The following is a 26,962-nucleotide window of genomic DNA, read 5'->3' as shown; positions in this document are numbered from 1 at the left end:
CAAGCAAAAGCGCGCTAGGCGCGCGCTTCTCGCATTGTAACCAACTCTTCCGCTGCTGTCGGGTGTATTCCGATGGTCTGATCAAAATGAGACTTGGTGGCTCCCGCCTTCATTGCAACCGCAACAGACTGAACCATTTCACCCGAGGCCTCACCCACAACATGAGCACCAAGGATAAGATCCGTATCCTTATCTACAATCAACTTCATTAGCATACGCTCATCTAAACCGCTGACGGTATGTTTCATCGGCTTAAAGTTGCTTGCATAAACATCAAAGGACTTGCCCTGCTCACGAGCCTGCTCTTCTGTCAAACCCACCGTTGCAATATTAGGCTGACAAAATACTGCCGTGGCGATATTGCCATAATCAACAGTTAGAGGCTCACCAGCGTACCAGTATTTTGCTAGTGCCATGCCCTCTGCTAAAGCAACGGGTGTTAATTGAACACGACCAATAACATCGCCAACAGCATAAACACTTTTACTGCTTGTTTGAAAATGCTCATCAACCGCAATAAAACCTCGTTTATCTAGCTCAACCCCCGCCTTCTCTAATGCAAGGGCATCTGTTTTAGCGCTGCGCCCAATAGCAGAAACAACAGCATCGTAACTCGATGATTCACCGTTATTAAACTCGACTACAAACGTGCCATCATCGGCTTTAACAATCGACTTAATATCGCAGTTAAATTTAAGCTCAATACCTTTGTTGCTAAGTTGCTCGGCAACAAAGGTCCTTATCTCTTCATCAAAACCGCGTAAAAACATCGGGCCACGATAACAAAGCTCGGTATCAACTCCCAGGCCATTAAAAATCCCTGCAAACTCAACCGCAATATAACCGCCACCTTGCACAAGCACACGCTTAGGTAATGCAGGCATAGAAAACAACTCATTCGAGGTGAGAACATGTTCTGCTCCTGAAAAACTTGGGCGCTTCGGCCAGCCTCCAGTAGCGATCAATATTTTTTCCGCACTGTAGTTCTTGCCTGCCACACTAACCGTATGCTCATCAACAAAACTGGCAAGCCCTTCTTTTATGCTTACACCCGCATTATTTAATAGGCTTAAATAAATTTTGTTTAAACGCCCTACTTCGCTCTTAACATTATCGCGCAAGGTCGGCCAATTAAACTCCGGTTCAGCTTGCGACCAACCATAGGCCTTTGCTACTTCTTGCTGCTCAAGAAATTCCGAGGCATAAACAAATAGCTTTTTAGGTACACAACCTACGTTGACACAAGTACCACCAAAATAGAGATTTTCAGCAATTCCTACTTTGGCACCAAGAGAAGCCGCAATACGGGCTGCTCGAACACCACCAGAACCTGCCCCTATAACAAATAAATCAAAATCGTAAGCCACGCTGAGCTCCTTGTTGAATAATGACGCACTGTTTGTCGATCAATTGGCGCCTAGCTTACACCTTTTAAACAGGTTTTCGCACAGGCACAGAGCTATCATTACGATAGTTTTGATTTATTAGAGTCTAGGCGTCGATATCTAGGTGGGGTTGGTGGCTGCTATCAGCGCGACGCTGAGCGATTCGCATTTCGTAAGCACCCAAACGCGGCTCATCGTGCTGGCGCCTCTCCTTACCGCTACGGCGCTCTCGCCCATCCCAAGAAGGCATGGACCTTTGCTTATTCGGCATGACTAAGGCCTGATCTTGCTTATGCGAAGACGAAGGCGTAGCTTGAGTCGCCGTTACAGCATCAACCATATCAAGCTCCTTACTTAGCCATAGACCTCAATGATTAGCAGGCCGCCCGTAAAACGAGCGGCCTTATTGAAGGTTTCGGCCATTAACGCTCTTTCTTAAGACTTAGATACTCAGTTAGGCGCTAGCTTAAAGCCGTTTAACACTCTGGCTTATACCAATGAAGCTTTTCTTGCAGTGATACAACCTCACCAATTATGAGCAAGGTTGGCGCATGCACTTCTTCGCTCTCAACAATTTGTTGAAGATTCTCCAAACAACCAACATGAACGCGCTGAGTCGGTTGCGTTCCGCGCTCAACCAATGCTGCCGGTGTGCGAGGGTCTTTACCGTGCTTAATTAGCTGTTCACAAATTTTAGGCAGCCCCGTCAGCCCCATGTAGAAAACCAAGGTTTGACTGTCTTCGACAAACTCTTTCCAGCGAAAATCGAGCACACCGTCTTTTACATGTCCCGTAATAAAACGCACGCTCTGACTACAGTCACGATGGGTTAAAGGGATCCCTGCATAAGAAGCGCAGCCAGATGCTGCAGTAATGCCCGGCACAACCTGAAAGGGTACGCCGTGTTCGCTGAGAAGTTCGATTTCTTCAGCACCACGCCCAAAAATAAAAGGATCGCCACCCTTAAGCCTTAATACTCGTTTGCCCTTTTGGGCATGCTCTAATAACAGCTCATTGATTTTCTTTTGTGGCACAGCGTGATCAGAACGCTCCTTACCGACATAAACAAAATCAGCATCTTTGCGAACCATGTCCAAAATAGGCTGGCTTACCAGGCGATCATATAAAACCACCTCGGCTTTCTGCATTAAGCGCAGCGCCTTAAAGGTCAATAAGTCTGGATCACCAGGGCCTGCACCAACCAAGTACACTTCACCGCCCTCGTCAGCATTAGGTTCAGCCAAGGCCTCTTGCATTAACTTCTCAGCGGCCTGCTCATTACCGGCTAATACCTTTTCACTGATGTCGCCATCTAGGCAGCGCTCCCAAAATCGGCGTCGCTGCTCCATATCGGGAATCGCGTCTTTTACCCTGCTGCGAAAACGTGATGCAAACTTGGCTAGGTTGCCATAAGCGCCAGGAAAGCTTGAATCGAGCATGCGCTTCACTTTCCTTGCTAGCACAGGAGCCTGCCCACCTGAAGCTGCGGCAATCAACAGTGGACTGCGATCAACAATAGCCGGCGTAATAACGGAGCATAGTTCGGGTTTATCAACCACATTAACCGGCAGCTTACGCTCATGACATTCAGCCGATAGAGCCTCATTTAAGGCGCTATTATCTGTTGCCGCAATAACTAAGCTGTAATCATCCAAGCTCGGTTTTAACTCAAACCAATCGCCCACACTAAGCTTACCGCCACTTTGCTCACACATAAGCTTTACAGCATCGTCGACTTCTAGAGCACATACATCGATACACGCACCGGCACGACTTAATAACCGGGCTTTACGCAAGGCAATTTCACCGGCCCCCACCAATAAAACCGACTTACCTTTAATATCAAAAAACAGCGGCAAAAAATCCATCATCTTCTCTCTACTTTGTAGCTATTAGCAGTTTAGCAGCTGCCATAACGACCTAAGCCCGACCAAAGGCCGGGCTTAGTCAATCACCTAACAAACATACGGCTTCTTAGATAGCCGCTATTTGCTCTTTACCACCCATATAAGCACGCAAAGCTTCTGGAACAGTAATACTGCCATCAGCGTTTTGGTAGTTCTCAAGAATGGCAACAAGCGTACGACCAACAGCTAAACCTGAACCATTAATAGTATGTAAAAAGTCTGGCTTACCGGTATCTTTACGGCGATAACGCGCCTTCATTCGGCGAGCCTGAAAATCACCAAAGTTTGAACATGAGCTGATTTCACGATAGGTATCCTGTGAAGGCAGCCACACCTCAAGGTCATAAGTGGTACACGATGAGAAGCCCACATCGCCAGCGCAAAGAATAACCTTACGATAAGGCAAACCCAGCTTTTGCAAAATAGCCTCAGCATGGCCTGTTAATGCTTCTAAAGCATCTTCTGAGTCTTCGGGTTTCACAAATTGCACTAGCTCTACTTTTTCAAATTGATGCTGGCGAATCATGCCGCGAGTATCGCGACCGTAACTGCCCGCCTCAGAACGAAAACACGGCGTATGCGCACAATAACGAAGCGGTAACTTTGCTTCATCAATAATGTCATCACGTAGAATATTGGTAACCGGTACTTCTGCCGTCGGGATTAAATAGAGCTCCCTATCATCGTTAAGCTTGAATAAATCTTCTTCAAACTTCGGTAGCTGACCCGTACCAAATAAGCTTTGCTTATTGACGATATAGGGTACATTAACCTCATTGTACTCATGCTCTTCTGAATGCGTATCCAACATCAATTGAATAAGTGCACGATGCATGCGGGCAATACTTTTATGCATGACAGCAAAACGAGAGCCAGTGATTTTTGCTGCAAGCTCAAAATCTAGGCCATCAACAGCTGCGCCAACATCAACGTGATCCTTAACCTCAAAGTCAAAGCTTTTGGGCTCGCCCCACTTTAAAACTTCAACATTGTCATCTTCATCGCGCCCCTCGGGAACACGCTCAGAAAGCAAATTGGGAATACCAAATAACACTTGATCCAATTCAGCTTGCAAACTTTTCAGCTCTGCTTCTGCATCACTTAGCTGACCTTTTAAGTTCTCAACTTCAGCAAGTAAAGGCGCAATATCTTCACCTGCGGCTTTTGCTTTACCAATGCCTTTAGAGCGAGTATTGCGTTCGGCCTGCAGAGATTCAGCTTTGCCTTGCAGCTCTTTACGACGGGCTTCTAAAGCCGTAAATGCTTCAACATCAAAAGTGAAATTACGTTTTTTAAGATTGTCGACTATCGCGTCGAGCTCAGTACGAAAGAGTTTTGGATCTAGCATGAGTAAGTCATTATTCGTAGATTAAATAAGTTGCTTGGCAACACCTATGCCTATTGCAGCACTAACAACACTGAGCACGGCAGTACCAAACCAATAAAGAAATGCGGTTTTCCAGTATTGATCAACCAGCAGAGAAACAACCTCAACAGAAAATGTTGAGTAGGTGGTGAATGCGCCTAACATGCCAATCAATAAGACATGACGCCACAAATCAGAGAGCATGGCTTTTTCTACAATAAAGATAAAACCAAGGCCCATTAAAAAACAGCCGCCCATATTGGCAATAAAGGTGGCAACAGGGAAGCGAAAGCCCGCTGAGGCAAATGAAAGAGCCAACCCATAACGTAGACAGGCACCAATAGCCCCACCCATCGCGACAGCTAACCAGTTCATTGATTTTCCTTTTCTAATGCTCTAGCCTCGTCATTTAAGCGACGAAGCATCGTTAATTTTTCAGCGATTTTAATTTCAAGACCGCGATCAACAGGCTCGTAATAGCAGCGCTCTTCCATATCATCAGGAAAGTAACGCTCTCCGGCTGCAAATGCACCAGGCTCATTATGCGCGTAGCGATATTCTCGACCATAACCGAGTTCTTTCATCAACTTGCTAGGTGCATTACGCAAATGCACTGGAACCTCATGTACTGCCGAAGACGCAATATCCGCACGAGCAGATTTGAAGGCATTATACACGGCATTACTCTTTGGCGCCGCCGCTAGATACAACACGGCTTGCGCCATGGTAAGCTCACCCTCAGGATGCCCTAAGCGCTGCTGCACATCCCATGCGTTCAAGCATAACTGCAAGGCTCGCGGGTCTGCATTACCGATATCTTCTGAAGCAATGCGCACTAAACGCCTTGCTACATAAAGAGGATCACAGCCCCCATCAAGCATTGCCATCATCCAATACAGTGAAGCATCGGGGTCTGATCCCCTTACACTCTTATGCAGGGCACTGATCTGCTCATAAAAAAGATCGCCGCCCTTGTCAAACATACGCACGCCCTCACCGATGACATCGGCCAGCTCGTCCATCGACAGCTCACTTTTATCATCAACAAGATCGGACGCGATCTCTAATACATTTAAACAGTTTCGCGCATCACCAGAGCAACTTTTGATAAGACAGCTCCGCGCTTCATCACTGATGCTAAGTTCACGCGCGCCCAAACCTCGTTCAGTATCGGTAAGCGCTTGATCTATCAAAGAACCGATCGCTTGTTCACTGAGGCTCTTGAGTACGTAAGTTCGACAGCGAGATAACAACGCGTTATTCACTTCAAAACTTGGGTTTTCGGTCGTAGCGCCAACAAAAATGACGGTTCCATCTTCAACATAAGGTAAAAACGCATCCTGCTGCGCTTTATTAAAGCGATGAACTTCATCTACGAACAAAATACTGGCTTTATTGGTAGCAATTCGCCACTGTTTAGCTTGCTCAATAGCCGAACGCAGCTCTTTAACACCACTTAATACCGCCGAAACAGACAAGAACAGGGCATCTATTTCATTAGCAAGCAAGCGCGCTAAAGTTGTTTTTCCTACACCCGGCGGGCCCCATAACAACATAGAATGAGGCTGCCCTTGCTCTAAAACTTTACGCAGTGCACGCCCTTCGGCAAGTAAGTGCTCTTGCCCCAAATATTCGCTTAATCTGCGTGGCCGCATACGAGCGGCAAGGGGCGCCGAGCTTAGCGCATTATCTTCGTTACTAAAAAGATCAGTCATTGACTACGACATCGACGCCTTCAGGCACAACAAATGTAAACTGTTTTTGATCAATGTCAGCGTTATAGATAAGGTTGCTGAGTTTGGTTTCTGTCTTCTGACGCATACGATCAGACATGAGTATCCGACTTAAACCGGCCTCAGAAAAATCGAAACGCAACTCACTAAAGGCGGTATTTTGATCTTGAGTTCGTGGAATCAATAGATAACAAGCTTGATCATCACAGTCCGTTTCGGCAACAGCAAACTGCTCAGCTAGGGCTTCCATGCTTTGTGCAAGTAAGGTCATTGGCCCCTCTAACAAGTTAGCGCTTTTATAGATACTCACCTGTTCCAAGTCGGGATCAAACAGCCAGATCTTCTCACCATCGCCTACCACCAACTGCTCTTGAGGCTCATTGCAGTGCCAACGCAATTGCCCTGGGCGCTGAAGTAATAAGGTGCCGCGCTGCTCGCTTACAAGCCAACCTTCATGGTCCGTTACTTTTTGATTAAAGTCTGCACTCAGTGATTGGATGTTACCTAAGCGCTCGTACAGTGAGCGCGTAGCGTCACTGACAACTTTATCTTGTGCCTGCACAAAACCTGAAACAAGCACTAACAAAACAACTAAAATTCGATACATATTTTACCCACTAGACTCGAGCTACCGCTTAGGTGGCGGCGGCGCAAGTACTTCTCTATTACCATTGGTCCCCATAGAACTTACGACACCAGATGCCTCCATCTGTTCAATAAGTCTTGCAGCCCTGTTATAGCCAATGCGCAATTTACGCTGAACTGAACTGATGCTGGCTTTACGTGTTTCTGTAACAAATTCAAGAGCTTGATCATAAAGCGGGTCGCTTTCATCATCGCCGCCTGATGTCTCTTCACCACTGCTAAAACCAGGAACAGGAATACTATCAACCTCTTCACTGAAAATTTCTTCAAGATAATTAGGCTCGCCTCGCTTTTTCCAATCAGCGACCACCTCATGAACCTCATGATCATCAATAAACGCGCCATGCACACGCACAGTGTGAGCTGTTCCAGGAGGCAAGAACAACATATCACCATGACCAAGTAACTGCTCGGCACCACCTTGATCGAGGATGGTTCTTGAATCGATTTTAGAACTTACCTGGAAGGCCATGCGAGTAGGGACATTGGCCTTAATAAGACCGGTAATAACATCCACCGATGGGCGCTGAGTCGCAAGAACCAAGTGAATACCCGCCGCTCGTGCTTTTTGAGCGATTCGAGCAATTAGTTGCTCAACCTTTTTACCAACAATCATCATCATGTCAGCAAATTCGTCAATGACCACAACAATAAACGGCAATGTATCTAATGCAGGGGGCTCAAAGCCTTCAACACCACTAACCCCTTCATCCATTGGCACATACAAGGGGTCTTTAATTTCTTCGCCTGCTTTTTTAGCATCTCTAACTTTCTTGTTATAGCCTGCCAGATTCCTCACACCCAAAGCCGCCATCAACTTATAACGGCGTTCCATTTCCCCCACACACCAGCGCAAACCTGTTGCGGCTTCTTTCATGTCGGTAATCACAGGAGCCAGCAGATGAGGAATACCTTCATACACACTTAGCTCAAGCATTTTGGGGTCAACCAGTAATAAGCGCACTTCTTCAGGTGTCGACTTATAGAGCATGCTAACAAGCATAGAGTTCACACCCACCGACTTACCCGAACCTGTTGTACCGGCGACAAGTAAGTGAGGCATCTTAGCTAAGTCGGCAATCACGGGCTCACCACTGATGTCATGCCCCAAAGCCAAGCTCAATGGTGATTTGGACTTTTCATACTCTACAGAAGCAATGACCTCACTTAAGCGCACCATCTCTCGGTGCTCATTCGGAATCTCAATACCAACAACCGACTTACCCTGAATAACTTCAACCACACGAACCGCACTGACGGCCAAAGAGCGCGCTAAATCTGAACTCAAACCCGTGATTTTAGAGGCCTTAACACCTGGTGCAGGTTGCAACTCAAAGCGTGTAACAACAGGCCCAGGCAGAACACCTACCACTTCAGCAATCACACCAAAGTCTTTAAGTTTAAGCTCGAGCAAGCGAGACATGGCTTCAAGATTCTCTTCGCTATAGCCCTTTTTATCGGCAGGATCAGCAGGCTCCAATAAACTAATCGCTGGCAACTCTCCGACGACCGGCTCATCGAAGAGCTTTTGCTGCTTCTCTGCTGCCGCACGGGTACTCACTTTAGGTTCAATGCGCGGTTTACTAATCTTTGGTGGTTTACGCTTAAGACTCTCTTTCTTTTCAGCTTTTACGGCTTCACGGCGGTGCTCAACAACGGCCGCAACCTGTTTTTTCTCAGCTTTACGTAATTTGTACTTTTTGAACCAACGATGCGCTGCGGCCCACGCTTGCAGTATTTTGGCGCCAATGAAATCCATTACCGCAAACCAACTGATTTCAATAAAAATCGTTAAACCAAAAAAGAAAACCGCCAATAGGATCATGGCAGAACCAATATAACCAAAGCTTGAACGCATGGTTTCAGCGATCTCAAGCCCCAGCCAGCCACCTAGAGAAAACGGTAAAGAGCCGCTCTCAGCTCCTGCCTGAATAACCGTTAAACCACAAGCCGACACCATAACCAACAACAAACCAAGCGACTTAAGTGCGGTGAGAAGTGCATCAAAACGCCAGTTTTGACGCTCTTTAAGCTGGTGCCAAATTTGATAAAGCAAAAGCAAGGGGAATAGATAGGCAATATTGCCAAAAAGGGACAAAAAGACATCTGCCACCCAAGCACCTGCAGGACCGGCCGCATTTCTAACCGCTGAACTGCTGCCTGTATTCGACCACCCTGGATCATGTTCACTATAACTAACTAGGGCTACAGTCAAATAAGAGAACACCGTAATCAGTACAATAAGTACACCTTCACGTATCACTCTGGTACTGAGATCTTCAACTAATTTTCCAGCTGAGGATGTGCTACTAACCTGCTCCGTCATTCTTTCTCTTATTCCCCAAGGTTTCGGCGTGATCATAGAGAGTCCAGCGCCATGCTTCAACAATCTAGCATCGACAAACTTAATTTCTTGAATAAAACAGACCAAGCAATTCGCATTTATTGTAAATATTCATCCAAACTCTGCTGTTCCAATACATAAAGGCCGTGAGCAAAGCCTTTGTACTTCGCACTTGAGACTCGAGCTATTGAAATCACCAACCTTGATTGATTCAATACATTTAAGGCCGTAGCGTAAGCCTCAAGGTACATTCCCGCACTATCCAGTCGACAATCGTCAAGCAACATAGCAACATCACCCTTAATGGATAAATTCGTTGCAAGTACCACTGAATCTTGACAAGAAAAAGCTGTCCCCTTACTCGTTAAACTAACATCCTCAATATCCACTTGAGAATCTTTAATTATCAACTGCTCCGCAGTCATATCTCGTAAAGTGATAGCTTTACAGTCACTTATATGTACCTTTTTATAATCGCCAGTATATATACGCCCCGAAATACCACCGCAGTTGATATTCTCACCCTCCTGCAACTTTTGCTCAGGCTCTGAGTACGTCTGATCCAAATGGTGTTTTAAATAGTCATTAAAGAGATCGCTGTGTGTTTTCATTGGCACATGCTTAGCGCCAGCAATAACACTTAATTTAGCCCCTCCTAAAGCATGACTAAGCACCTCGCCAGTTCGCAAGGGCGCTACGGTGTCAAGCTCTCCCCAGATAAGTGTTATTGCAACTTTATTATTATAAATTGCCTCTGAGAAATCCTCTTCTATGAGAGCAAAAGCTGCATTAGCATTAGACTTTCCCGAAAAAGTCTTGCTCCAGGCCCCCTCAGACTTGATAAGCCTACTTGGATCTGGCCACAGATTAATCAACTCGATAAGGTTATTACTCAACCCCTGCGTCTTGGACAAGACAAGTTTAGACACATGAGCAGACGATTTTTCTGCATTTGAAATCTGCACACTGTGCTTCATAAATGCAGTTCGTTGCAGTATTCCTGCGGCATCGACCAAAACCGCCCGCTTCAGGCTATTAGGGTATAAATGGCTATAGCGCAAGGTCACCGCCGCCCCCATTGAGTGCCCAATCATGCTGATTTGTTCTGAAGGAGCATAATATGCCTTCACTTCATTAAGCACACCAGCATAGTTACTAGGGGAATATTTACCTTTGGGTTTACCTGAAGAAGCAAAGCCAGGTAAATCAATTACAAAAACCTCATAATCAGCTTTCAGCTTAGGAACAACAGTTAACCAATCCCGCATACCTAACTGACCAAGGCCATGAACCAAAAAAACCTTTGGCTTGCCAGCCTCCCCCACTCGAGCCAACACTAACTCACTGCCAAAGATAGACTCTTCGAATAACTCTAAACGCCAGTCATCAGGCAAATCATTTGGTATCTCTGCTCGAGCTATAGACGCTTTCTCCTTAGTTTCAGAAGACGTTTCAACATCAGTTTTTTTTGCCCCCCGTAAATCGTCATATTTATTTTTTGCCTTGTCTAACCAAGTCTCAGAATAAACTGTGTGAGTAAATACAAAGAACAGAACACAGCACAAAGTAAAAGCAAAACGCTTGGCAACCATATGCAACCTTATAAATAAAAGAGACTCCCCGTACGAAATCCAACAATTTAGCATAGGAAGAGTGAAATAATAGCGAAGATAATAACGCCTAACACTAACAGGCACAGCATACGGAGTACCTATACTCCTACAGACAACACCTACTCATGAACAGATCTTAATATTACTTAAATCTTAAAAAGCACTGAGAGGAATACACTTTTTCCTTTAAAATGCGTCGCTGCAATTACCCAACTAAGGCCGCCTAAGGATGAGCACGGTTCAATTAATACAACGAAGCACTCGAGAATGGGTGATTCTTGGTATATGTCTAGCGACGATGCTGGGCCTAACCCCTTTTCTGATACACAGAGTACTAACCTCCGACTGGCCTATTGCAACTCTTGATGCTGTTGCAGTTTCGTCTCTAACACTGATGTTTGCCTATGTTTATAAAACGCGTAAAGTCGAAAAAGCCAGCCTAATCCTTGCTTTTATCCTTGTTAGCGGTCAAATAACCAGCGTCGCCCTCAAAGGCCCTGAGCAAGTACTCTGGAGTTTCCCTTGTGCTATAGCCATGTATTATCTAGCCCGTATCCAATGGGCCATGATTGCCGCGTGCATCACTGGGCTGTCGATATTCATCATGATCCACGATCAAGTCAGTGGTACTAAGCTAGCTTCATTTGCAATTAGCTTTTTAGCCAGTAACGTTTTCACTGCACTATTTGTTAGCCGCAATCAAATGCAACAACAACAGCTAGAAGAGCTCAGCTATAAAGACCCATTAACCGCCTGCTACAACCGTCGTTCCTTTGAGCAGGCCGTACAAGAAGACAATGCCAACCAAAGTATCCGTTCGGTTATTTTACTGGAGCTGGATGACATAGAAAAAATCAACGCCCAGTTTGGTCACCTTGCCGGAGACGAAGCGCTGATAAATTTTTGTGAGCTCGCGCGGACCCAACTTTATCAAGGTGAAAAACTATACCGCATTAGCCGCTCAAAATTTGTCATTATGCCAGTTCCCTGTGATTTAGAGGGCTGCTCACAATTGAGCAAGCGCTTGCAACAGCTAATACAACACAGCCAACTGCATCAAGAGAACCCTCTTGATATAACGATTGGTATTGCTGAGCAGCAAGACGGTGAAAGCCTGCGAGCCTGTGTACGCCGTGCGGATGAAAACAAATACAACACTAAATAATTCCCCAAAAAAGTTGGGCATTTAGAAACTTAATCGCGCTTATTGTTAGAGCCAATAGGCGGCAAGGTTGAAATCCTTTAGAATCACTTACAATTATCTCTTATCGGACCTGTAGTATATGAGCGAAAGCACCCACCACCCGCTGATCATTTTAGGCTCCGGCCCTGCCGGATATACCGCTGCGATTTACGCTGCTCGCGCCAACCTCAATCCTGTTTTGATCACAGGCATGCAACAAGGCGGTCAGCTAACCACCACCACGGAAGTTGAAAATTGGCCCGCCGGTGACCCGGAGCTTCAAGGCCCCGACTTAATGGTTAAAATGCAGCAGCATGCCGAGCGCTTTGATACAAAAATTATTTTTGATCACATTGAAAGTTGTGACCTTAAAAGCGGCCCCTTTACTCTAGTCGGCAATGACACCTACACCTGTGACGCATTAATCATCTGTACTGGTGCATCAGCCCAATACTTAGGCCTGCCAAGTGAAGAGGCATTCCAAGGCCGCGGCGTGAGCGCCTGTGCAACCTGTGATGGCTTTTTCTATCGAGACCAAAAAGTAGCCGTTGTCGGCGGTGGTAACACCGCAGTTGAAGAAGCACTGTATCTTTCAAACATCGCCAGTGAAGTAACTCTAATTCACCGTCGCGATAGCCTACGCGCTGAAAAGATCCTGCAAGACCGCCTGCTCGAAAAAGCCAAAAATGGCAACATCAACATTCTTTGGGATCACCAATTAGACGAGGTACTTGGTGATGATGCGGGCGTGACAGGCCTAAGAGCAAAATCGACTAAAGATGGCAGCACCCAAGAGCTTGACCTTACCGGGGTATTTATCGCTATTGGCCACAAGCCCAACACCGACCTTTTCAAAGACCAGCTCGACATGAATAACGGTTATATCGTGGTTAAAAGTGGTCTAGAAGGCGACGCCACATCCACTAGTATCCCGGGTGTATTTGCAGCCGGTGATGTTGCCGATCACATCTATCGTCAAGCCGTTACATCAGCAGGTTCTGGCTGTATGGCGGCATTAGATGCAGAGCGCTACCTAGACGAAAAATAAGGTGAGCCAACTAGTCTGGCTGGATGAGGTCAATCCAGCCTTCCCCCCTACCCATCTTGCACTCGAAGACCCTAATGGTCTGCTTGCTGCGGGGGGGAATTTAAACAGCCAAACCCTGATCAAAGCCTACCAGCGCGGCATTTTTCCTTGGTTTGAAGATGGCCAAGCTATTCTATGGTGGAGCCCAACCCCACGCCTTTGCCTGAGACCAGAGCTCGCCCACTTAAACAGAAGCCTGCGCAAACTGGCTCGCAAAAAACCGTTTAACATCCGAGTGAATAGCGCTTTTGAAGAGGTTATTCAGCGCTGTGCTGATCAAGTTCGAGACGGCCAAGATGGCACCTGGATCACTGATGATATACAGCGAGCCTACAGCGAACTGCACCAACAAGGCTGGGCCCACTGCATTGAAGCATGGCAGGACGATAAGCTAGTCGGAGGCCTCTACGGTATTTCGATAGGTCGCGTATTTTTTGGTGAGTCTATGTTTAGCGAAGTAAGTGGCGCCAGCAAACTGGCTTTCGCTACGACAATCAAACAGCTACAAGCATGGGGCTTTAAACTGATTGACTGCCAAATTTATACTGATTATCTTGCCCAGTTTGGCGCTACAGAGATAGAGCGCGACGAGTTTGAGTACATCCTGCAAGACAATCAAGGCTCAGCTAGAAAGTTTGATTGGTCCGGAAATTGGGCAATGGGAGAGCATGGCTTTGACGGATCTGAGTGAATTACGTTTTTTCCAAACCGTGGAGCACAACTGCGGCTATTTAGATGCAAAAAAAAGCAGTAACATTTTTGTAGACCCCAAGCAACAACTTGATGCAGGCTTATATAGCACCCTCTCTGCTTTTGGTTTTAGACGCAGTGGCGAGCACGTTTATAAGCCACGCTGCGAAAACTGTAACGCCTGCATACCATTTCGTGTTTTATGTGAAAGCTTCACACCCAATCGCAGTCAAAAACGCTGCTTGAAACGCAATGAAGACTTATATTGCGAACTCAAGAGAAGCATCGATGAAGACGAATACTACGAGCTCTACTCTCGCTACATCAATGCTCGCCACTCTGATGGCGACATGTACCCACCCAGCAGAGAGCAATTCAGCGACTTTTTATCAAGCGCTTGGGGGATTACCCGCTACTTATGCTTTAGAGACAAAAATAAAAAATTACTTTCCGTAGCCGTCATCGACCTGCTTAGCGATGGTATTTCTGCCATGTATAGCTTTTTTGAACCCGATGAGCACAAGCGAGGCCTAGGCAACTTCAACATCTTATTTCAAACCCTTTGGGCCCAACAACATAACCTGCCCCACCTTTACCTTGGCTATCTAATCAAAGGCTGCCAAAAGATGCGCTACAAAGCTCAATACCGCCCTTTTCAGTTGTTGATTGATGGCCATTGGCGCAGTTATGAGCAGATCTAGAGGAAAATGCTGCTAATTTAGGCAAGATGCGCCGAAAACATGCTTTTTACCTTGTTCTAGCTAAGCAGTTAAGGCAGAATTGCCGCCTTTCTTGGCTAAGCAAACTTGAGGTAAGAGCCGAATGGCGAAAGAAGACAACTTTGAACTCGAAGGCGAAGTAGTAGACACACTCCCAAACACCACGTTCAAAGTAAAGCTTGAGAACGGACATGTTGTTATCGCACATATTTCTGGAAAAATGCGCAAGAACTACATTCGCATTTTAACTGGCGATAAAGTTAAGGTAGAAATGACCCCTTACGACCTTAGTAAAGGGCGCATCACCTACCGCGCCCGCTAAAGCAGCGCGGTATTTAGAAAGAGCTAGGAAACTAGCTCTTCTTGCTCCAATACCAGCTCGTCATTTTCCACACTGACGCGCACCGCACCACCCTTCTCTGACAGAGCGCCAAATAGCACCAACTCCGCCAATGGTTTTTTAACTCGCTCCTGAATAATGCGAGCCATTGGTCGCGCACCCATTTGTGGATCATAACCGTTAACAGCCAGCCAGTTGCGAGCCTCTTCGCTTATATCCAGGGTAACTCGCTTGTCATCAAGCTGGGTCTGCAGCTCCATTAAGAACTTATCAACCACCGTTTTCACCACATCAAGACTCAAAGCACCAAACTGGATAATAGAATCTAAGCGATTGCGAAACTCTGGTGTAAAGGCCGTTTTAATCACTTCCATACCATCTGTTGTATGGTCTTGAGTGGTAAAGCCTATCGAACTGCGACTCATCTCAGAAGCACCAGCATTGGTCGTCATAATCAACACCACATTACGAAAATCAGCTGAACGACCGTTATTATCAGTAAGCGTACCGTGATCCATCACCTGCAACAGCAAGTTAAACACCTCAGGATGCGCTTTTTCGATCTCATCTAACAATAAAATACTGTGCGGTTGCTTAGTTACGGCCTCCGTCAATAAGCCCCCTTGATCAAAACCTACATAACCAGGAGGTGCGCCAATTAAACGACTCACCGTATGGCGTTCCATATACTCACTCATATCAAAGCGAATAAGATTGACCCCCATTGCGGCAGCAAGCTGCTTACAAAGTTCGGTCTTACCAACCCCTGTAGGACCAGCAAACAAGAAAGAGCCAACAGGCTTATCATGACTAGTCAAACCAGCACGATTGAGCTTGATACAAGAAGAAACCGCATCAATAGCTTCATCTTGACCAAAGACCGTCATACGTAAGGTGTCTTCAAGTTTAGCAAGCTGCTGCTTATCACTGCTATTAACCGTCTTCGCAGGAACTCTGGCAATCTTAGAAACTGTTTCTTCGATATCACGGACACCAATGACCTTCTTGCGCTTATTTTCAGGCCTTAGACGCTGAAAAGCTCCCGCCTCGTCAATCACATCAATGGCTTTGTCGGGCATAAAACGGTCACTGATGTATTTAGCTGCAAGCTCCGCAGCCGCTTTTAAGGCTGTATCGGTGTACTTAAGCTGATGATGCTTTTCAAAACTAGACTTCAGACCTCTCAAGATGTGGTAGGTATCATCAACACTCGGCTCTTCCACATCAATTTTCTGGAAACGACGTGAAAGCGCACGATCTTTATCAAATATTCCTCGATACTCTTGGAACGTAGTCGAACCAATACAACGTAAATCACCGCTAGTTAACAGCGGCTTAAGTAAATTTGAGGCATCCATCACCCCGCCAGAAGCCGCACCTGCACCAATAATGGTATGAATCTCATCAATAAACAACACAGCATGCTCACGCTTTCTTAGCTCAGCCAATAAGCCCTTAAAACGCTTTTCAAAATCGCCACGGTATTTGGTTCCAGCCAGTAGTGACCCAAGGTCCAGTGCATAAACGGTACTCTCTTCAAGTACCTCTGGTACATCGCCATCGATAATCTTCTTGGCAAGCCCCTCAGCAATGGCTGTTTTACCCACACCACTTTCACCAACGAGTAATGGATTGTTCTTACGGCGACGGGCTAAGACCTGAACAACACGCTCCACTTCTTCATCACGTCCCACTAGAGGATCTATACGCCCTTGAGCTGCCTCGTTATTCAGATTTGTTGCGTAGGCCTCCAGAGGGCTCTGCTGAGTGTCAGAAGCACCCAATACCTCTTCGTCTTGCTGAGGCGCACTGTGGTCAACATGATCAGCCCCACCTCCAACTTTGCTGATGCCGTGTGTGATGTAATTCACCACATCGATACGAGCCACATCCTGCTTTTTAAGGTAATAAACGGCTTGGCTTTCTTGCTCACTATAAATAGCAACCAAGACATTAGCCCCTGTCACCTCATTCTTACCTGAGCTTTGCACATGGAATACAGCGCGCTGCAAGACCCGCTGAAAACCTAAGGTAGGCTGAGTCTCACGCTCATCGTCATCTTCAGGAATAAGAGGCGTTGTCGAATCGACAAAATCGCTTAAATCTTGCCGAAGAACTATTAGATCGAGACCACATGCAGTAAGTACATTGGCCGCACTGTCGTTATCGACCAAAGCTAACAACAAATGCTCAACCGTCATGTATTCATGGCGCTTTGAGCGCGCACCTTTAAAAGCGGTATTTAATGTTGTTTCCAGCTCTTTACTAAGCATAAGCATTTAAACCTTATCGCTATTCGTCTTCGTCATCAGATGGTTCAATTTCACACAACAAAGGGTGTTCGCTGTCCTGAGAGTAGGCGTTGACCTGGGCCGCCTTTGTCTCTGCAATATCTTTTGTGTATACACCGCATACGCCCTTTCCCTCAGTATGGACCATTAACATTACGCGTGTTGCGCTTTCTCGATCCATTGAAAAGAAACCCTGCAAAATTTCTACCACAAACTCCATTGGTGTGTAGTCATCGTTCAACAACACAACCTTATACATAGATGGACGCTTTAAAGCAGGTTTTTGTTCCTGAAGTGCGACAGATCCATCAAAGTCATCATGCTGTTCGCCACCTTGATTTAAGGTTAGCTGAGAAAAAACCAGATTACGCATTGTCCTACCACTGTTACTCAAATCTTATACGTCAGTTTATTGAATTAAGCCGCATAAAGCACTCATCGATACAACTTTAATTAAACAACATAAGATATTGAAACAATTAGACTTTATAAATAAAGGTAAAGATAAAAAAGAAAAAACAAAAGACGCTTTTAAAGCAACTTGAGCTCCCTCCGCTAACAATCGCTCTAGCACTTAGCTCACACTCTAAGCGCGTAAAAGTTGACAAGACCTATGCGCTTAGATAAAAAGAGCACTAGTCGGTCAAAATATCGACGAAATAATAATAATGCTTAAGCAGCGAGTGACGGTTTCAATTTGGCTTTGCCAATGTATTCGATTCACTTCAGCGCCAAGCTTAACCAAAAATAAAGGAAAAACACCATGCCGACAGGAACCGTTAAATGGTTTAACAACGCAAAAGGTTTTGGATTCATATTGCCCGAGGACGGCGGCGACGACCTATTTGCCCACTACTCATCAATTGAAATGGATGGCTACAAAACGCTTAAAGCCGGCCAAGCTGTCACCTACGAAATATCCGATACCGACAAAGGTGGGCACGCCAAAAGCATCAAGCTGGCAGAAGGAGAACACAGCCAACCCAATGAGCTAGAAGCAAGCACTGCATAAACAGACATAAAAAAGGCCGGTAAGATTACCGGCCTTTTTTGTAGTGCATACCTTAAAGTCGTCTAGAGACTATACAGCATCAATCAATGCATTGAAGCTTGCGCTTGGGCGCATAACTGCAGCAGCCTTAGCAGGGTCGGGACGAAAATAACCGCCAATATCTTGCTTAGCACCTTGCGCAGCATTTAACTCAGCAATAATAGCCTCTTCTGCGTTCACCAAGCTTTCAGCCAACGGAGCAAACACTGCTTTTAAGTCTACGTCATCACTTTGCTCGGCAAGGGTTTGAGCCCAATACATGGCAACATAGAAATGACTTCCACGGTTATCAAGTTCGCCAGTTTTACGTGAAGGCGACTTATTGTTTAGCAGATACTGCCCCGTTGCTTTATCCAAGGTCTTAGCCAGTACCCCTGCTTTAGCATTGCCTTTGTTTTCAGCAAGATGCTCAAAACTAACCGCCAAAGCTAAGAATTCACCTAAGCTATCCCAGCGTAAATGCCCCTCTTCTACCAACTGCTCAACATGCTTAGGAGCTGAACCTCCTGCACCGGTTTCGAACAAACCACCACCATTCATCAATGGGACAATACTAAGCATCTTTGCACTGGTTCCAAGCTCTAAAATTGGGAACAAGTCGGTTAAGTAGTCTCGCAATACGTTACCCGTCACAGAGATAGTATCTTTACCAGCTCGAATACGCTCTAAAGAGAAGCGAGTTGCCTTGCGCGGTTCCATAATATGAAGCTCAAGACCATCGGTATTGTGATCTTTAAGATAGAGATCCACCTTCTTGATTAGCTGTGCATCATGAGCACGATTTTCATCCAACCAGAACACGGCGGGATTACCCGTTGCACGGGCACGGTTAACAGCCAGCTTCACCCAATCTTGGATAGGTGCGTCTTTAACTTGGCACATGCGGAAAATGTCACCCTCTTCCACCTCGTGCTGCATCAATACTTCACCAGCCGAGTTTAATACCTTGACACTGCCAGTAGCAGGCACCTCGAAAGTCTTATCGTGAGAGCCATATTCTTCAGCTTTTTGAGCCATCAAGCCCACATTAGGAACGGTGCCCATGGTTGTTGGATCTAAAGCGCCAAATTCCTTACAAAAATCGATCGTTTCTTGGTAAACACCTGCATAACAGCGATCTGGAATGACCGCTTTAGTGTCTTTTTGCTTACCGTCTGGGCCCCACATTTGACCTGAGGCGCGAATCATCGCCGGCATAGACGCGTCAATAATAACGTCACTTGGTACATGCAAATTAGTGATGCCTTTATCGGAGTTCACCATAGCTAAAGGAGCCTGAGCGGCATAAACAGCGTCAATGTCAGCTTCGATTGCTTTGCGCTGCTCTTCAGGAAGGGAGTCGATTTTACTTACCAAATCACCAAAACCGTTGTTAACGTTGATGCCAAGACCACTTAATACGGCCTCGTGCTTAGCAAATACATCTTTATAGAAGACACTCACCATGTGACCAAAAATAATCGGGTCACTGACTTTCATCATAGTTGCCTTCATGTGCAGAGATAACAAAACGCCCTGATCTTTAGCTTCTGCAACCTGCTCTGCCAAAAAACTGCGTAAAGCATTCTTACTCATAACCGATGAATCAATCACCTCACCGGCCAATAACTTAAGGCCACCTTTCAGCTCAAGGGTATTGCCATCAGCCTGCTCCAGCACAATGCTAGCAACATCTGCCTCAGCCATTGTTAAGCTTTGCTCTGAACCGTAAAAATCACCCGCGCTCATACTGGCAACATGAGATTTTGAATCACTGCTCCAAGCACCCATTGAGTGGGGATTGTTGCGCGCGTATTGTTTTACCGCACCTGGAGCTCGTCGATCAGAGTTTCCTTCACGTAAAACAGGGTTTACCGCACTGCCTTTGACACGATCGTAACGAGCTTGAATATCCAGTTCTTTATCATTTGAAGCATCAACCGGATAGTCAGGAAGAGCAAAGCCTTTGGCTTGCAGCTCAGCAATCGCAGCCTCTAGCTGAGGAACGGATGCACTGATATTAGGTAGTTTGATGATATTCGCTTCCGGTGACTTTGCGAGCTCACCAAGTTCAGCTAAAGCATCAGCGATACGCTGATCTTCAGGTAATAGATCCGCAAAGTTAGCAAGGATACGTCCAGATAGAGAGATGTCTCGGGTTTCCACCTCAACATCTGCAGCCTTAGCAAAAGCTTGCACAACGGGTAGAAACGAATAAGTAGCGAGCGCAGGCGCTTCGTCGGTTTCGGTGTAGATAATTCTCTCTTTAGTCATAACGTGTCCTGTATATTAATAAGTAACAAAACAGGCTCCTCGTCTTCGTTGTGCGATGAGTCTGGACCTGTTTCATTAACGGAGCGTCGGCCTTGAGGCCAAATAAAGCGCGCGGAATTATAGCAGGTTTTACACCAAGGTTAAGTCAAGCCCTATAGCTATAGAAACAAGGATACAGGAGCACCTATGTCTCGCCCCCACCTTACTGTCGCAGTCATTGTCGAAAAGAACGATAAATTCTTAATGGTCAAAGAACACTGCGGCGGCCTACTGAAGTTAAACCAACCTGCAGGTCACGTTGAAAACAACGAAAGTATTATTGAAGCGGCTATTCGTGAATGCCTAGAGGAAACCCGCTGGCACGTTGAACCCGCCTATCTATTGGGCATCAACCAGCTAAACGCACCAAATGGCATCACCTACTTGCGAATAAGTCTTGTTGCTACAGCAATTAGGGAAGATCCCCATGCAAAGCTAGATAGCGACATTAGCGAAGTTTGCTGGCTAAGCGAAAAAGAAATTGAAGCTCAACAAAGTATGCACCGCAGCGCCATCGTCAATAATGAAATTAAACGCTACCGCCAAGGCATGCACTTTCCACTTGAGCAGGTTTATGCACTTTTCAGCTCGACTTAAGCAGCAAATGTAATAGGAACTAAATTTTGGCGCATAAGACCACGCCTTTTGGCCGGAATGTCACATACTCAATACAATTTGTATTTTATAATTGCGTCATCGTGGTATGGATTCTGCGTTACCACTCCAAGTCTTTTAAAGTTTGCTGGAGAGCATTACATGAGTGTTGAAAAAAAGTACCTAAAGACCAAGCCGATCTGCAAAGTAAAGTTTGTTGCCCCGCCTGAACTCGCCCAGACGGCTAAAAAGATCTATCTTGCTGGAGATTTTAACGATTGGAAATACGAATCCAACGTTCTACGCAAGCAGAAGAACGGCGCACTCGCGACCACACTCGACCTAGATACCGACAGCGAATACCAATATCGCTATGTACTCGATGGCGAGCGCTGGGAAAATGATTACGATGCCGACAAATACATACCCAATGAACTCGGGGTAGAAAACAGCGTTGTTATTGTTTAAAGCGCAGCCATAAAAAAAACCGGCTTTTAGCCGGTTTTTTTTAATCTACATTTCGGTATATCCGATTTAAACCATTTAATGCCGCAATGCGGTAAGCCTCAGCCATCGTTGGGTAGTTAAAGGTTGTATTGACAAAATACTCAACGGTATTCGCCTCTCCCTGCTGATTCATAATAGCCTGACCAATATGAATAATTTCCGATGCCTCAGCACCAAAGCAGTGTATCCCTAAAATCTCCAAGCTTTGTGAGTGGAATAAAATCTTAAGCATCCCCTCATCTTCCCCACTGATCTGTCCACGAGCAGTATCTTTAAAAAACGCACGCCCGACTTCGTATGGAATCTTTGCAGCAGTTAATTCAGCTTCCGTTTTACCAATTGAGCTAATTTCTGGCAGCGTATAAATACCCGTGGGCGCATCTTCAATAAAACGCGCATCACGCCCCACAATAACATCAATAATAGCGCGGCCTTGGTCGTAACTAGCACTAGCTAAGCTAGGCCAACCAATCACATCACCAGCTGCATAAACGTTGCTAACTTGAGTTTGATAAGAGCGATTAACCGACACCTGCCCTCGGTGGTCGGCCTCAAGACCGATGGCATCCAACTTTAAACTAGCCGTATTGCCCGAGCGCCCATTACACCAAAGTAAGGCATCCGCCTTGATATGCTTGCCACTTTTTAAAGTAAGCTCAACACCGTTTTCATAGGCCTTACAGGCGGCAAACTCTTCGTTGTGCCGAACCATTACTCCGTGATCGCGTAATTGATAGCTAAGTGCATCAGAAATCTCATCATCTAGAAAGCTTAATAGACGCTCCCTAGAATTAATTAGATCGACCTTAACCCCAAGCCCTGCAAAGATGGAGGCGTATTCACAACCGATCACACCCGCCCCATAAATAATCAAGGTTCTAGGTGTGTGATCCATATCCAACACGCTATCACTGTCGTAAATACGTGCATGACTGAAGTCAACAGCTTCTGGGCGATAAGGTCTTGAGCCTGTAGAAATAATAATATTCTTAGCTCGAACTGTCTCAGTCACACCACCCTCAAGACTAATGCGAAGCTCATGCTCAGAAACAAACTCAGCCCAACCCGCATAATAGGTAATGCGGTTCTTGTTTAAGTAATTCGAATGCATCTCCACCTGTTTAGGAATAACCTGCATAGCAGCATCCCTAAGCTGGGGATAGGTAAAACTAGGTCGAGGTGTTAAGCGTCGGAACAAGGGGGTCGAGCGAAATTTAATCACATTCTTTACAGCTTGGCGCAATGATTTAGAAGGAATCGTACCTCGATGGGTGCAATTCCCCCCTAACAAGTCTCCTGCATCAACAACTGCAACCTGCAACTCACTCTTAGCTGCCGCCATTGCCGCAGCCTCGCCAGTAGGCCCCGCACCAATAATCAGTACGTCGTAATTAAAATCCGTCATACACCCTTTATCCTTTAAACGACTTTACATGTTATTTTGCTTCGTAGAAGTCAGTTTTACTGCTCTCAACCTTTGACTTCTCTGCTTTTAATTTATCTGTTTCTTTCTCGCACTTCACTTTGTCACCGCCACAAACATCGCACTCTGTTTCCATGCCTAAAGCCGACATACCACCGCACGAACCCTTAATGGGTTTGTTTGCAAAAATAACACCTACCGCCATCGCACAAACGATAACCAGTAGAACAACAAAAGCCAAAATAAATGTGGTCATAGTTTCACCATATATTGCTCAAACGCTTGGGTGTATCTTACGCCAAAGTCGTCACCTTCACGTACTATAAAATAGGCCGCAAGCCCTTCTTTCTCTGCCAGCTCAAAACCGGCATCAGGACCAATAACATTTAGCGCTGTTGCCCAGGCATCCGCCTTCGAACACGTTTCAGTTACAACCGTCACCGAAGCCAGCTTATGCGTTATTGGCATACCCGTTTGTGGATTCAAGGTATGTGAGAAGCGCTCACCATCACGTTCGATATAGTTTCGATAATCACCCGAAGTTGCTACCGCAACATCAGTTAAAGACAGTACTTGCGCGGCCGAACCCTGGCCAAGAATCGGCTTTTCTACGGCAATTCGCCAGTTGCTTGAACGACCGTTGACGCCCGACAAGCGTAGCTCTCCACCTATTTCAACCATGTAATCGACCAAACCAAGCGAATCAAAGTGCTGCGCCAGTTTATCAACAGCCCAACCTTTGGCAATGGCACTTAGGTCAACATAAAGTGCTTTGTTTTTAAGAATATAGGACTCATCGCAATGGATACCCAAAGCATCAAAGCCTATCTGATTCATTGCACTCTGACGCTCAGCCGCACTTGGAACTGCCGACCTATCCTCAGGCCCAAACCCCCATAAATTAACCAAAGGGCCAACAGTTGGATCAAAAGCCCTATTGCTAGAATGGTAAATTTCACCGGCATCGCTAAGCACCTCACACAAACCAGTACTTACGGTAAAAGGCTCACCAACAGCCGCACGATTAAAACGACTTAACTCAGAGTCAGAAATATAGGTCGACATGCTCTGATTTATTTCAACAAGCAAAGCATCAAGCTGCTGCTGCAATTGTTCTTGCTCAAGATCCACCTCAGGTTTTACCACTAATTTAGCGTGATAAGTCGTCCCCATGGTCTGGCCTTGCAACTGCCACAATTCAAACTCAGGCTGCTCAGAGCAAGCAAGAAGACCAATAACACAACAAAAAAGGGCTGGTAAAACCAGCCCTTTTTGTAGCGAAGATACGCTAAATCCCATCTTAACCACCGAAGTCGTCAAGCATGATGTTCTCGTCCTCAACACCGAGGTCTTTGAGCATCTGGATAACAGCGGCATTCATCATTGGAGGTCCACACATGTAGAACTCACAATCTTCTGGCGCCGGATGATCTTTTAGGTAATTCTCAAGCAAGACGTTGTGAATGAAGCCCGTATAACCCGTCCAGTTATCTTCTGGCTGAGGATCACTCAACGCAACATGCCATTCGAAGTTATCGTTCTCATTGGCAAGCATGTCGTATTCGTCTTGATAGAACATCTCACGCATAGAACGAGCACCATACCAGAAGCTCATCTTACGCTTGCTCTTCAATCGCTTAAGCTGATCAAAGATATGTGAACGCATAGGCGCCATACCAGCACCACCACCAACAAAGACCATTTCCGCATCAGTGTCTTTAGCGAAGAACTCACCAAATGGACCAAATACAGTCACTTTATCACCTGGCTTCAAGCTGAATACCCATGAAGACATCAAACCTGGCGGAATACCTTCAGAACGAGGTGGTGGCGTTGCAACACGAATGTTGAATTTAACCAAACCTTTTTCTTCTGGGTAGTTCGCCATGGAATAAGCACGGATAACCGGCTCAGTCGTTACTGACTCGTACTTAAAGAAGCCAAAGTGCTCCCAATCACCACGGTATTCATCTTGAATATCGAAGTCACTGTATTTAACGTGACTCGCAGGACGCTCAAGCTGAACATAACCACCAGCGCGGAAATCTACGTTCTCGCCTTCAGGTAACTTTAAGGTTAACTCTTTAATGAAGGTGGCAACGTTCGGGTTAGACTCAACGGTACATTCCCATTGTTTAACACCAAAGACCTCTTCAGGCACTTCCACCTTCATGCTTTGCTTAACAGGCACCTGACAACTTAAACGCCAGCCTTCTTTTTCTTCACGCTTGTTAAAAGCTGCTTTTTCGGTTGGCAGCATAGAGCCACCACCGTCAAGCACCTTACAGTGACACTGCTGACAGCTACCGCCGCCGCCACATGCCGACGGCAAGAAAATATCAGCCGCTGCAAGCGTTTGCATAAGTTTGCCACCAGCCGGAACTGTTAGCGTTTTTTCGCCATTAACATCGATGGTGATCGCACCACTGTTAACAAGCTTTGATCGTGCAGACAAGATCACCGCCACCAATACGAGGACGATGACCGTGAACATGACGACACCTAAGATAATCTCAGTCATGATTTAGTATTCCTCGATTAAAGGCTGATGCCGCCGAAGGACTGAAAGCCCAACGACATCAAACCAACGGTGATAAAGGTGATGCCCAAGCCCTGTAGGCCTGCTGGAACATCGCTATATTTCATTTTTTCACGAATCGCTGCCAATGCAGTAATCGCAAGCGCCCAGCCTACACCTGACCCCAAACCGAAAGAGACACTTTCAGCAAAGTTGTACTCGCGTTGCACCATTAACAAAGCTCCACCTAAAATAGCGCAGTTCACAGTGATTAGCGGCAGGAATACACCCAAGGCGTTGTATAAAGCAGGGAAATATTTATCCAGCACCATTTCCATGATTTGAACCAGTGCCGCAATAACACCGATATAACAAATCAAACCAAGGAAGCTAAGGTCTACTTCAGGTAAACCAGCCCAAGCTAAGGCACCATCTTTAAGCAAGTAGGTATAAAGCAAGTTGTTAACCGGTACTGTGATACCAAGTACAACCACAACCGCAATACCCAAACCAAGCGCAGCATCGATTTTTTTCGAAATTGCCAAAAAGGTACACATGCCCAAGAAGAAGGCCAGCGCCATATTCTTGATGAATATGGATTCAACAAAGATACTTAATAAGGCTTCCATTTAGTGGGCCCTCGCTTTTTTAGTATTTGGCGCAATTTTGAAGTCAGGCTCTTCAACTTGATCGGTCTTGTACTGACGTAAAGCCCAAATCAACAAGCCAATTAGGAAGAAGGCACTAGGTGCGATCAACATAATGCCGTTGGTGACGTAACCGTCAGGCATAATTTGAACGCCCATCAACTTACCTGCACCAAATAACTCACGCAGAACCGCAAGAATAATCAACAGAGCTGAATAGCCAAGACCGTTACCAATACCATCCAAAAAGCTAGCGCCTGGAGGGTTTTTCATAGCAAAGGCTTCGGCACGCCCCATTACGATACAGTTAGTAATAATCAAACCAACAAATACCGATAACTGCTTGCTGATGTCGTAAGCAACGGCCTTCAAAACCTGATCGACCAGAATTACCAAAGAGGCAATAACCGTCATCTGACAGATAATACGAATGTTGCTTGGAATGTGTTTGCGAATTAACGATACAAACAAGTTTGAAAAAGCAGTTACCGAGGTCAAAGCAATACACATAACCAAGGTTACGCTTAAGCTTGTGGTTACTGCCAATGCAGAACAAATACCCAGAATCTGCAAAGCAATCGGGTTGTTGTCCAGAATAGGCTTAAACAAAAGTTCTTTTGCTTTCAT

At 45.8% G+C, this 26,962-nt stretch carries 26 protein-coding genes; 8 read left to right on the top strand and 18 right to left on the bottom strand.

Going from position 1 to position 26,962, the window contains the following annotated elements; genetic code table 11:
- Positions 1 to 14 precede the first annotated feature (14 nt).
- From gorA to AB1S55_RS12555, 9 genes are all read right to left on the bottom strand, one after another.
- Positions 15 to 1,367, bottom strand: coding sequence for a glutathione-disulfide reductase (gorA, locus tag AB1S55_RS12595; RefSeq protein ID WP_370978531.1), 1,353 nt, complete (start codon positions 1,365 to 1,367; stop codon positions 15 to 17).
- Between the two features lie 124 nt (positions 1,368 to 1,491).
- The gene (locus tag AB1S55_RS12590; RefSeq protein WP_370978530.1) at positions 1,492 to 1,725 is read right to left on the bottom strand and encodes a hypothetical protein; all 234 of its coding nucleotides are present in this window, start codon (positions 1,723 to 1,725) and stop codon (positions 1,492 to 1,494) included.
- Positions 1,726 to 1,861: 136 nt separating this feature from the next.
- Positions 1,862 to 3,253: a siroheme synthase CysG gene (cysG, locus tag AB1S55_RS12585; RefSeq protein ID WP_370981594.1), complete on the bottom strand. Its 1,392-nt coding sequence runs from the start codon at positions 3,251 to 3,253 to the stop codon at positions 1,862 to 1,864.
- Between the two features lie 106 nt (positions 3,254 to 3,359).
- Complete coding sequence (serS, locus tag AB1S55_RS12580) at positions 3,360 to 4,640, bottom strand: serine--tRNA ligase (protein ID WP_370978529.1); 1,281 nt, start codon at positions 4,638 to 4,640, stop codon at positions 3,360 to 3,362.
- A gap of 21 nt (positions 4,641 to 4,661) precedes the next feature.
- Positions 4,662 to 5,033, bottom strand: a complete 372-nt coding sequence (gene crcB / locus AB1S55_RS12575; protein ID WP_370978528.1) for a fluoride efflux transporter CrcB — start codon at positions 5,031 to 5,033, stop codon at positions 4,662 to 4,664.
- Positions 5,030 to 6,373 carry a replication-associated recombination protein A gene (locus AB1S55_RS12570; protein ID WP_370978527.1) on the bottom strand — a complete coding sequence of 448 codons (1,344 nt, stop codon included), beginning with the start codon at positions 6,371 to 6,373 and terminating at the stop codon, positions 5,030 to 5,032. The genes crcB and AB1S55_RS12570 overlap by 4 nt, the downstream gene beginning before the upstream one ends.
- Positions 6,366 to 6,998 (bottom strand): outer membrane lipoprotein chaperone LolA, encoded by a 633-nt coding sequence (lolA, locus tag AB1S55_RS12565; protein WP_370978526.1) that lies wholly within the window; start codon positions 6,996 to 6,998, stop codon positions 6,366 to 6,368. The genes AB1S55_RS12570 and lolA overlap by 8 nt, the downstream gene beginning before the upstream one ends.
- 21 nt (positions 6,999 to 7,019) lie before the next feature.
- Complete coding sequence (locus AB1S55_RS12560; RefSeq protein ID WP_370978525.1) at positions 7,020 to 9,362, bottom strand: DNA translocase FtsK; 2,343 nt, start codon at positions 9,360 to 9,362, stop codon at positions 7,020 to 7,022.
- Between the two features lie 116 nt (positions 9,363 to 9,478).
- Positions 9,479 to 10,972, bottom strand: a complete 1,494-nt coding sequence (locus tag AB1S55_RS12555; RefSeq protein WP_370978524.1) for an alpha/beta fold hydrolase — start codon at positions 10,970 to 10,972, stop codon at positions 9,479 to 9,481.
- Between the two features lie 250 nt (positions 10,973 to 11,222).
- On the opposite strand from AB1S55_RS12555, the gene AB1S55_RS12550 reads away from it, so the two are divergent.
- The 5 genes from AB1S55_RS12550 to infA all read left to right on the top strand — a co-directional run bounded on the left by AB1S55_RS12550 (position 11,223) and on the right by infA (position 14,994).
- Complete coding sequence (locus tag AB1S55_RS12550; RefSeq protein ID WP_370978523.1) at positions 11,223 to 12,158, top strand: GGDEF domain-containing protein; 936 nt, start codon at positions 11,223 to 11,225, stop codon at positions 12,156 to 12,158.
- A gap of 118 nt (positions 12,159 to 12,276) precedes the next feature.
- Positions 12,277 to 13,224 (top strand): thioredoxin-disulfide reductase, encoded by a 948-nt coding sequence (gene trxB / locus AB1S55_RS12545; protein ID WP_370978522.1) that lies wholly within the window; start codon positions 12,277 to 12,279, stop codon positions 13,222 to 13,224.
- 1 nt (position 13,225) lies between these two features.
- Positions 13,226 to 13,954 (top strand): leucyl/phenylalanyl-tRNA--protein transferase, encoded by a 729-nt coding sequence (gene aat / locus AB1S55_RS12540; RefSeq protein ID WP_370978521.1) that lies wholly within the window; start codon positions 13,226 to 13,228, stop codon positions 13,952 to 13,954.
- A complete protein-coding gene (locus AB1S55_RS12535) occupies positions 13,938 to 14,654 on the top strand; it encodes an arginyltransferase (protein ID WP_370978520.1) in 717 nt (238 codons plus the stop codon). Before aat ends, AB1S55_RS12535 begins: the two co-directional genes overlap by 17 nt.
- A 121-nt stretch (positions 14,655 to 14,775) precedes the next feature.
- A complete protein-coding gene (gene infA / locus AB1S55_RS12530) occupies positions 14,776 to 14,994 on the top strand; it encodes a translation initiation factor IF-1 (RefSeq protein WP_370978519.1) in 219 nt (72 codons plus the stop codon).
- A 23-nt stretch (positions 14,995 to 15,017) separates the two neighbouring features.
- Here the strand turns inward: infA and clpA are convergent, their stop codons facing one another.
- Complete coding sequence (clpA, locus tag AB1S55_RS12525) at positions 15,018 to 17,285, bottom strand: ATP-dependent Clp protease ATP-binding subunit ClpA (RefSeq protein ID WP_370978518.1); 2,268 nt, start codon at positions 17,283 to 17,285, stop codon at positions 15,018 to 15,020.
- A gap of 19 nt (positions 17,286 to 17,304) precedes the next feature.
- The gene (gene clpS / locus AB1S55_RS12520) at positions 17,305 to 17,676 is read right to left on the bottom strand and encodes an ATP-dependent Clp protease adapter ClpS (RefSeq protein ID WP_370978517.1); all 372 of its coding nucleotides are present in this window, start codon (positions 17,674 to 17,676) and stop codon (positions 17,305 to 17,307) included.
- A 390-nt stretch (positions 17,677 to 18,066) separates the two neighbouring features.
- On the opposite strand from clpS, the gene cspD reads away from it, so the two are divergent.
- Complete coding sequence (gene cspD, locus AB1S55_RS12515) at positions 18,067 to 18,315, top strand: cold shock domain-containing protein CspD (protein WP_370978516.1); 249 nt, start codon at positions 18,067 to 18,069, stop codon at positions 18,313 to 18,315.
- 69 nt (positions 18,316 to 18,384) lie between these two features.
- Here cspD and AB1S55_RS12510 read toward each other — a convergent pair whose 3' ends face one another.
- The gene (locus AB1S55_RS12510) at positions 18,385 to 20,607 is read right to left on the bottom strand and encodes an NADP-dependent isocitrate dehydrogenase (RefSeq protein ID WP_370978515.1); all 2,223 of its coding nucleotides are present in this window, start codon (positions 20,605 to 20,607) and stop codon (positions 18,385 to 18,387) included.
- A gap of 186 nt (positions 20,608 to 20,793) precedes the next feature.
- Here AB1S55_RS12510 and AB1S55_RS12505 point away from each other — a divergent pair, with 186 nt between their 5' ends.
- Positions 20,794 to 21,243 (top strand): NUDIX domain-containing protein, encoded by a 450-nt coding sequence (locus AB1S55_RS12505; RefSeq protein WP_370978514.1) that lies wholly within the window; start codon positions 20,794 to 20,796, stop codon positions 21,241 to 21,243.
- A 159-nt stretch (positions 21,244 to 21,402) separates the two neighbouring features.
- Positions 21,403 to 21,708: an isoamylase early set domain-containing protein gene (locus tag AB1S55_RS12500; RefSeq protein ID WP_370978513.1), complete on the top strand. Its 306-nt coding sequence runs from the start codon at positions 21,403 to 21,405 to the stop codon at positions 21,706 to 21,708.
- Positions 21,709 to 21,748: 40 nt separating this feature from the next.
- Here the strand turns inward: AB1S55_RS12500 and sthA are convergent, their stop codons facing one another.
- The 6 genes from sthA to AB1S55_RS12470 are packed head-to-tail and all read right to left on the bottom strand — an operon-like array spanning position 21,749 to position 26,962.
- Positions 21,749 to 23,152, bottom strand: a complete 1,404-nt coding sequence (sthA, locus tag AB1S55_RS12495) for a Si-specific NAD(P)(+) transhydrogenase (protein WP_370978512.1) — start codon at positions 23,150 to 23,152, stop codon at positions 21,749 to 21,751.
- Positions 23,153 to 23,183: 31 nt separating this feature from the next.
- Entirely contained in the window at positions 23,184 to 23,426 is a 243-nt protein-coding gene (gene nqrM, locus AB1S55_RS12490) for a (Na+)-NQR maturation NqrM (protein WP_370978511.1), read from the bottom strand.
- Positions 23,423 to 24,469 (bottom strand): FAD:protein FMN transferase, encoded by a 1,047-nt coding sequence (locus AB1S55_RS12485; RefSeq protein WP_370978510.1) that lies wholly within the window; start codon positions 24,467 to 24,469, stop codon positions 23,423 to 23,425. Before AB1S55_RS12485 ends, nqrM begins: the two co-directional genes overlap by 4 nt.
- Before the next feature lies 1 nt (position 24,470).
- Positions 24,471 to 25,694, bottom strand: a complete 1,224-nt coding sequence (gene nqrF, locus AB1S55_RS12480) for an NADH:ubiquinone reductase (Na(+)-transporting) subunit F (protein WP_370981593.1) — start codon at positions 25,692 to 25,694, stop codon at positions 24,471 to 24,473.
- Positions 25,695 to 25,708: 14 nt separating this feature from the next.
- The gene (gene nqrE / locus AB1S55_RS12475) at positions 25,709 to 26,317 is read right to left on the bottom strand and encodes an NADH:ubiquinone reductase (Na(+)-transporting) subunit E (protein ID WP_370978509.1); all 609 of its coding nucleotides are present in this window, start codon (positions 26,315 to 26,317) and stop codon (positions 25,709 to 25,711) included.
- A complete protein-coding gene (locus tag AB1S55_RS12470) occupies positions 26,318 to 26,962 on the bottom strand; it encodes an NADH:ubiquinone reductase (Na(+)-transporting) subunit D (RefSeq protein ID WP_370978508.1) in 645 nt (214 codons plus the stop codon).

Origin of the sequence: Agaribacterium sp. ZY112, assembly GCF_041346925.1 — a bacterium.
Taxonomy (GTDB): domain Bacteria; phylum Pseudomonadota; class Gammaproteobacteria; order Pseudomonadales; family Cellvibrionaceae; genus Agaribacterium.
The sequence above is the reverse complement of the archived record's forward strand: the minus strand, read 5'-3'. Positions and strand labels throughout refer to the sequence as shown.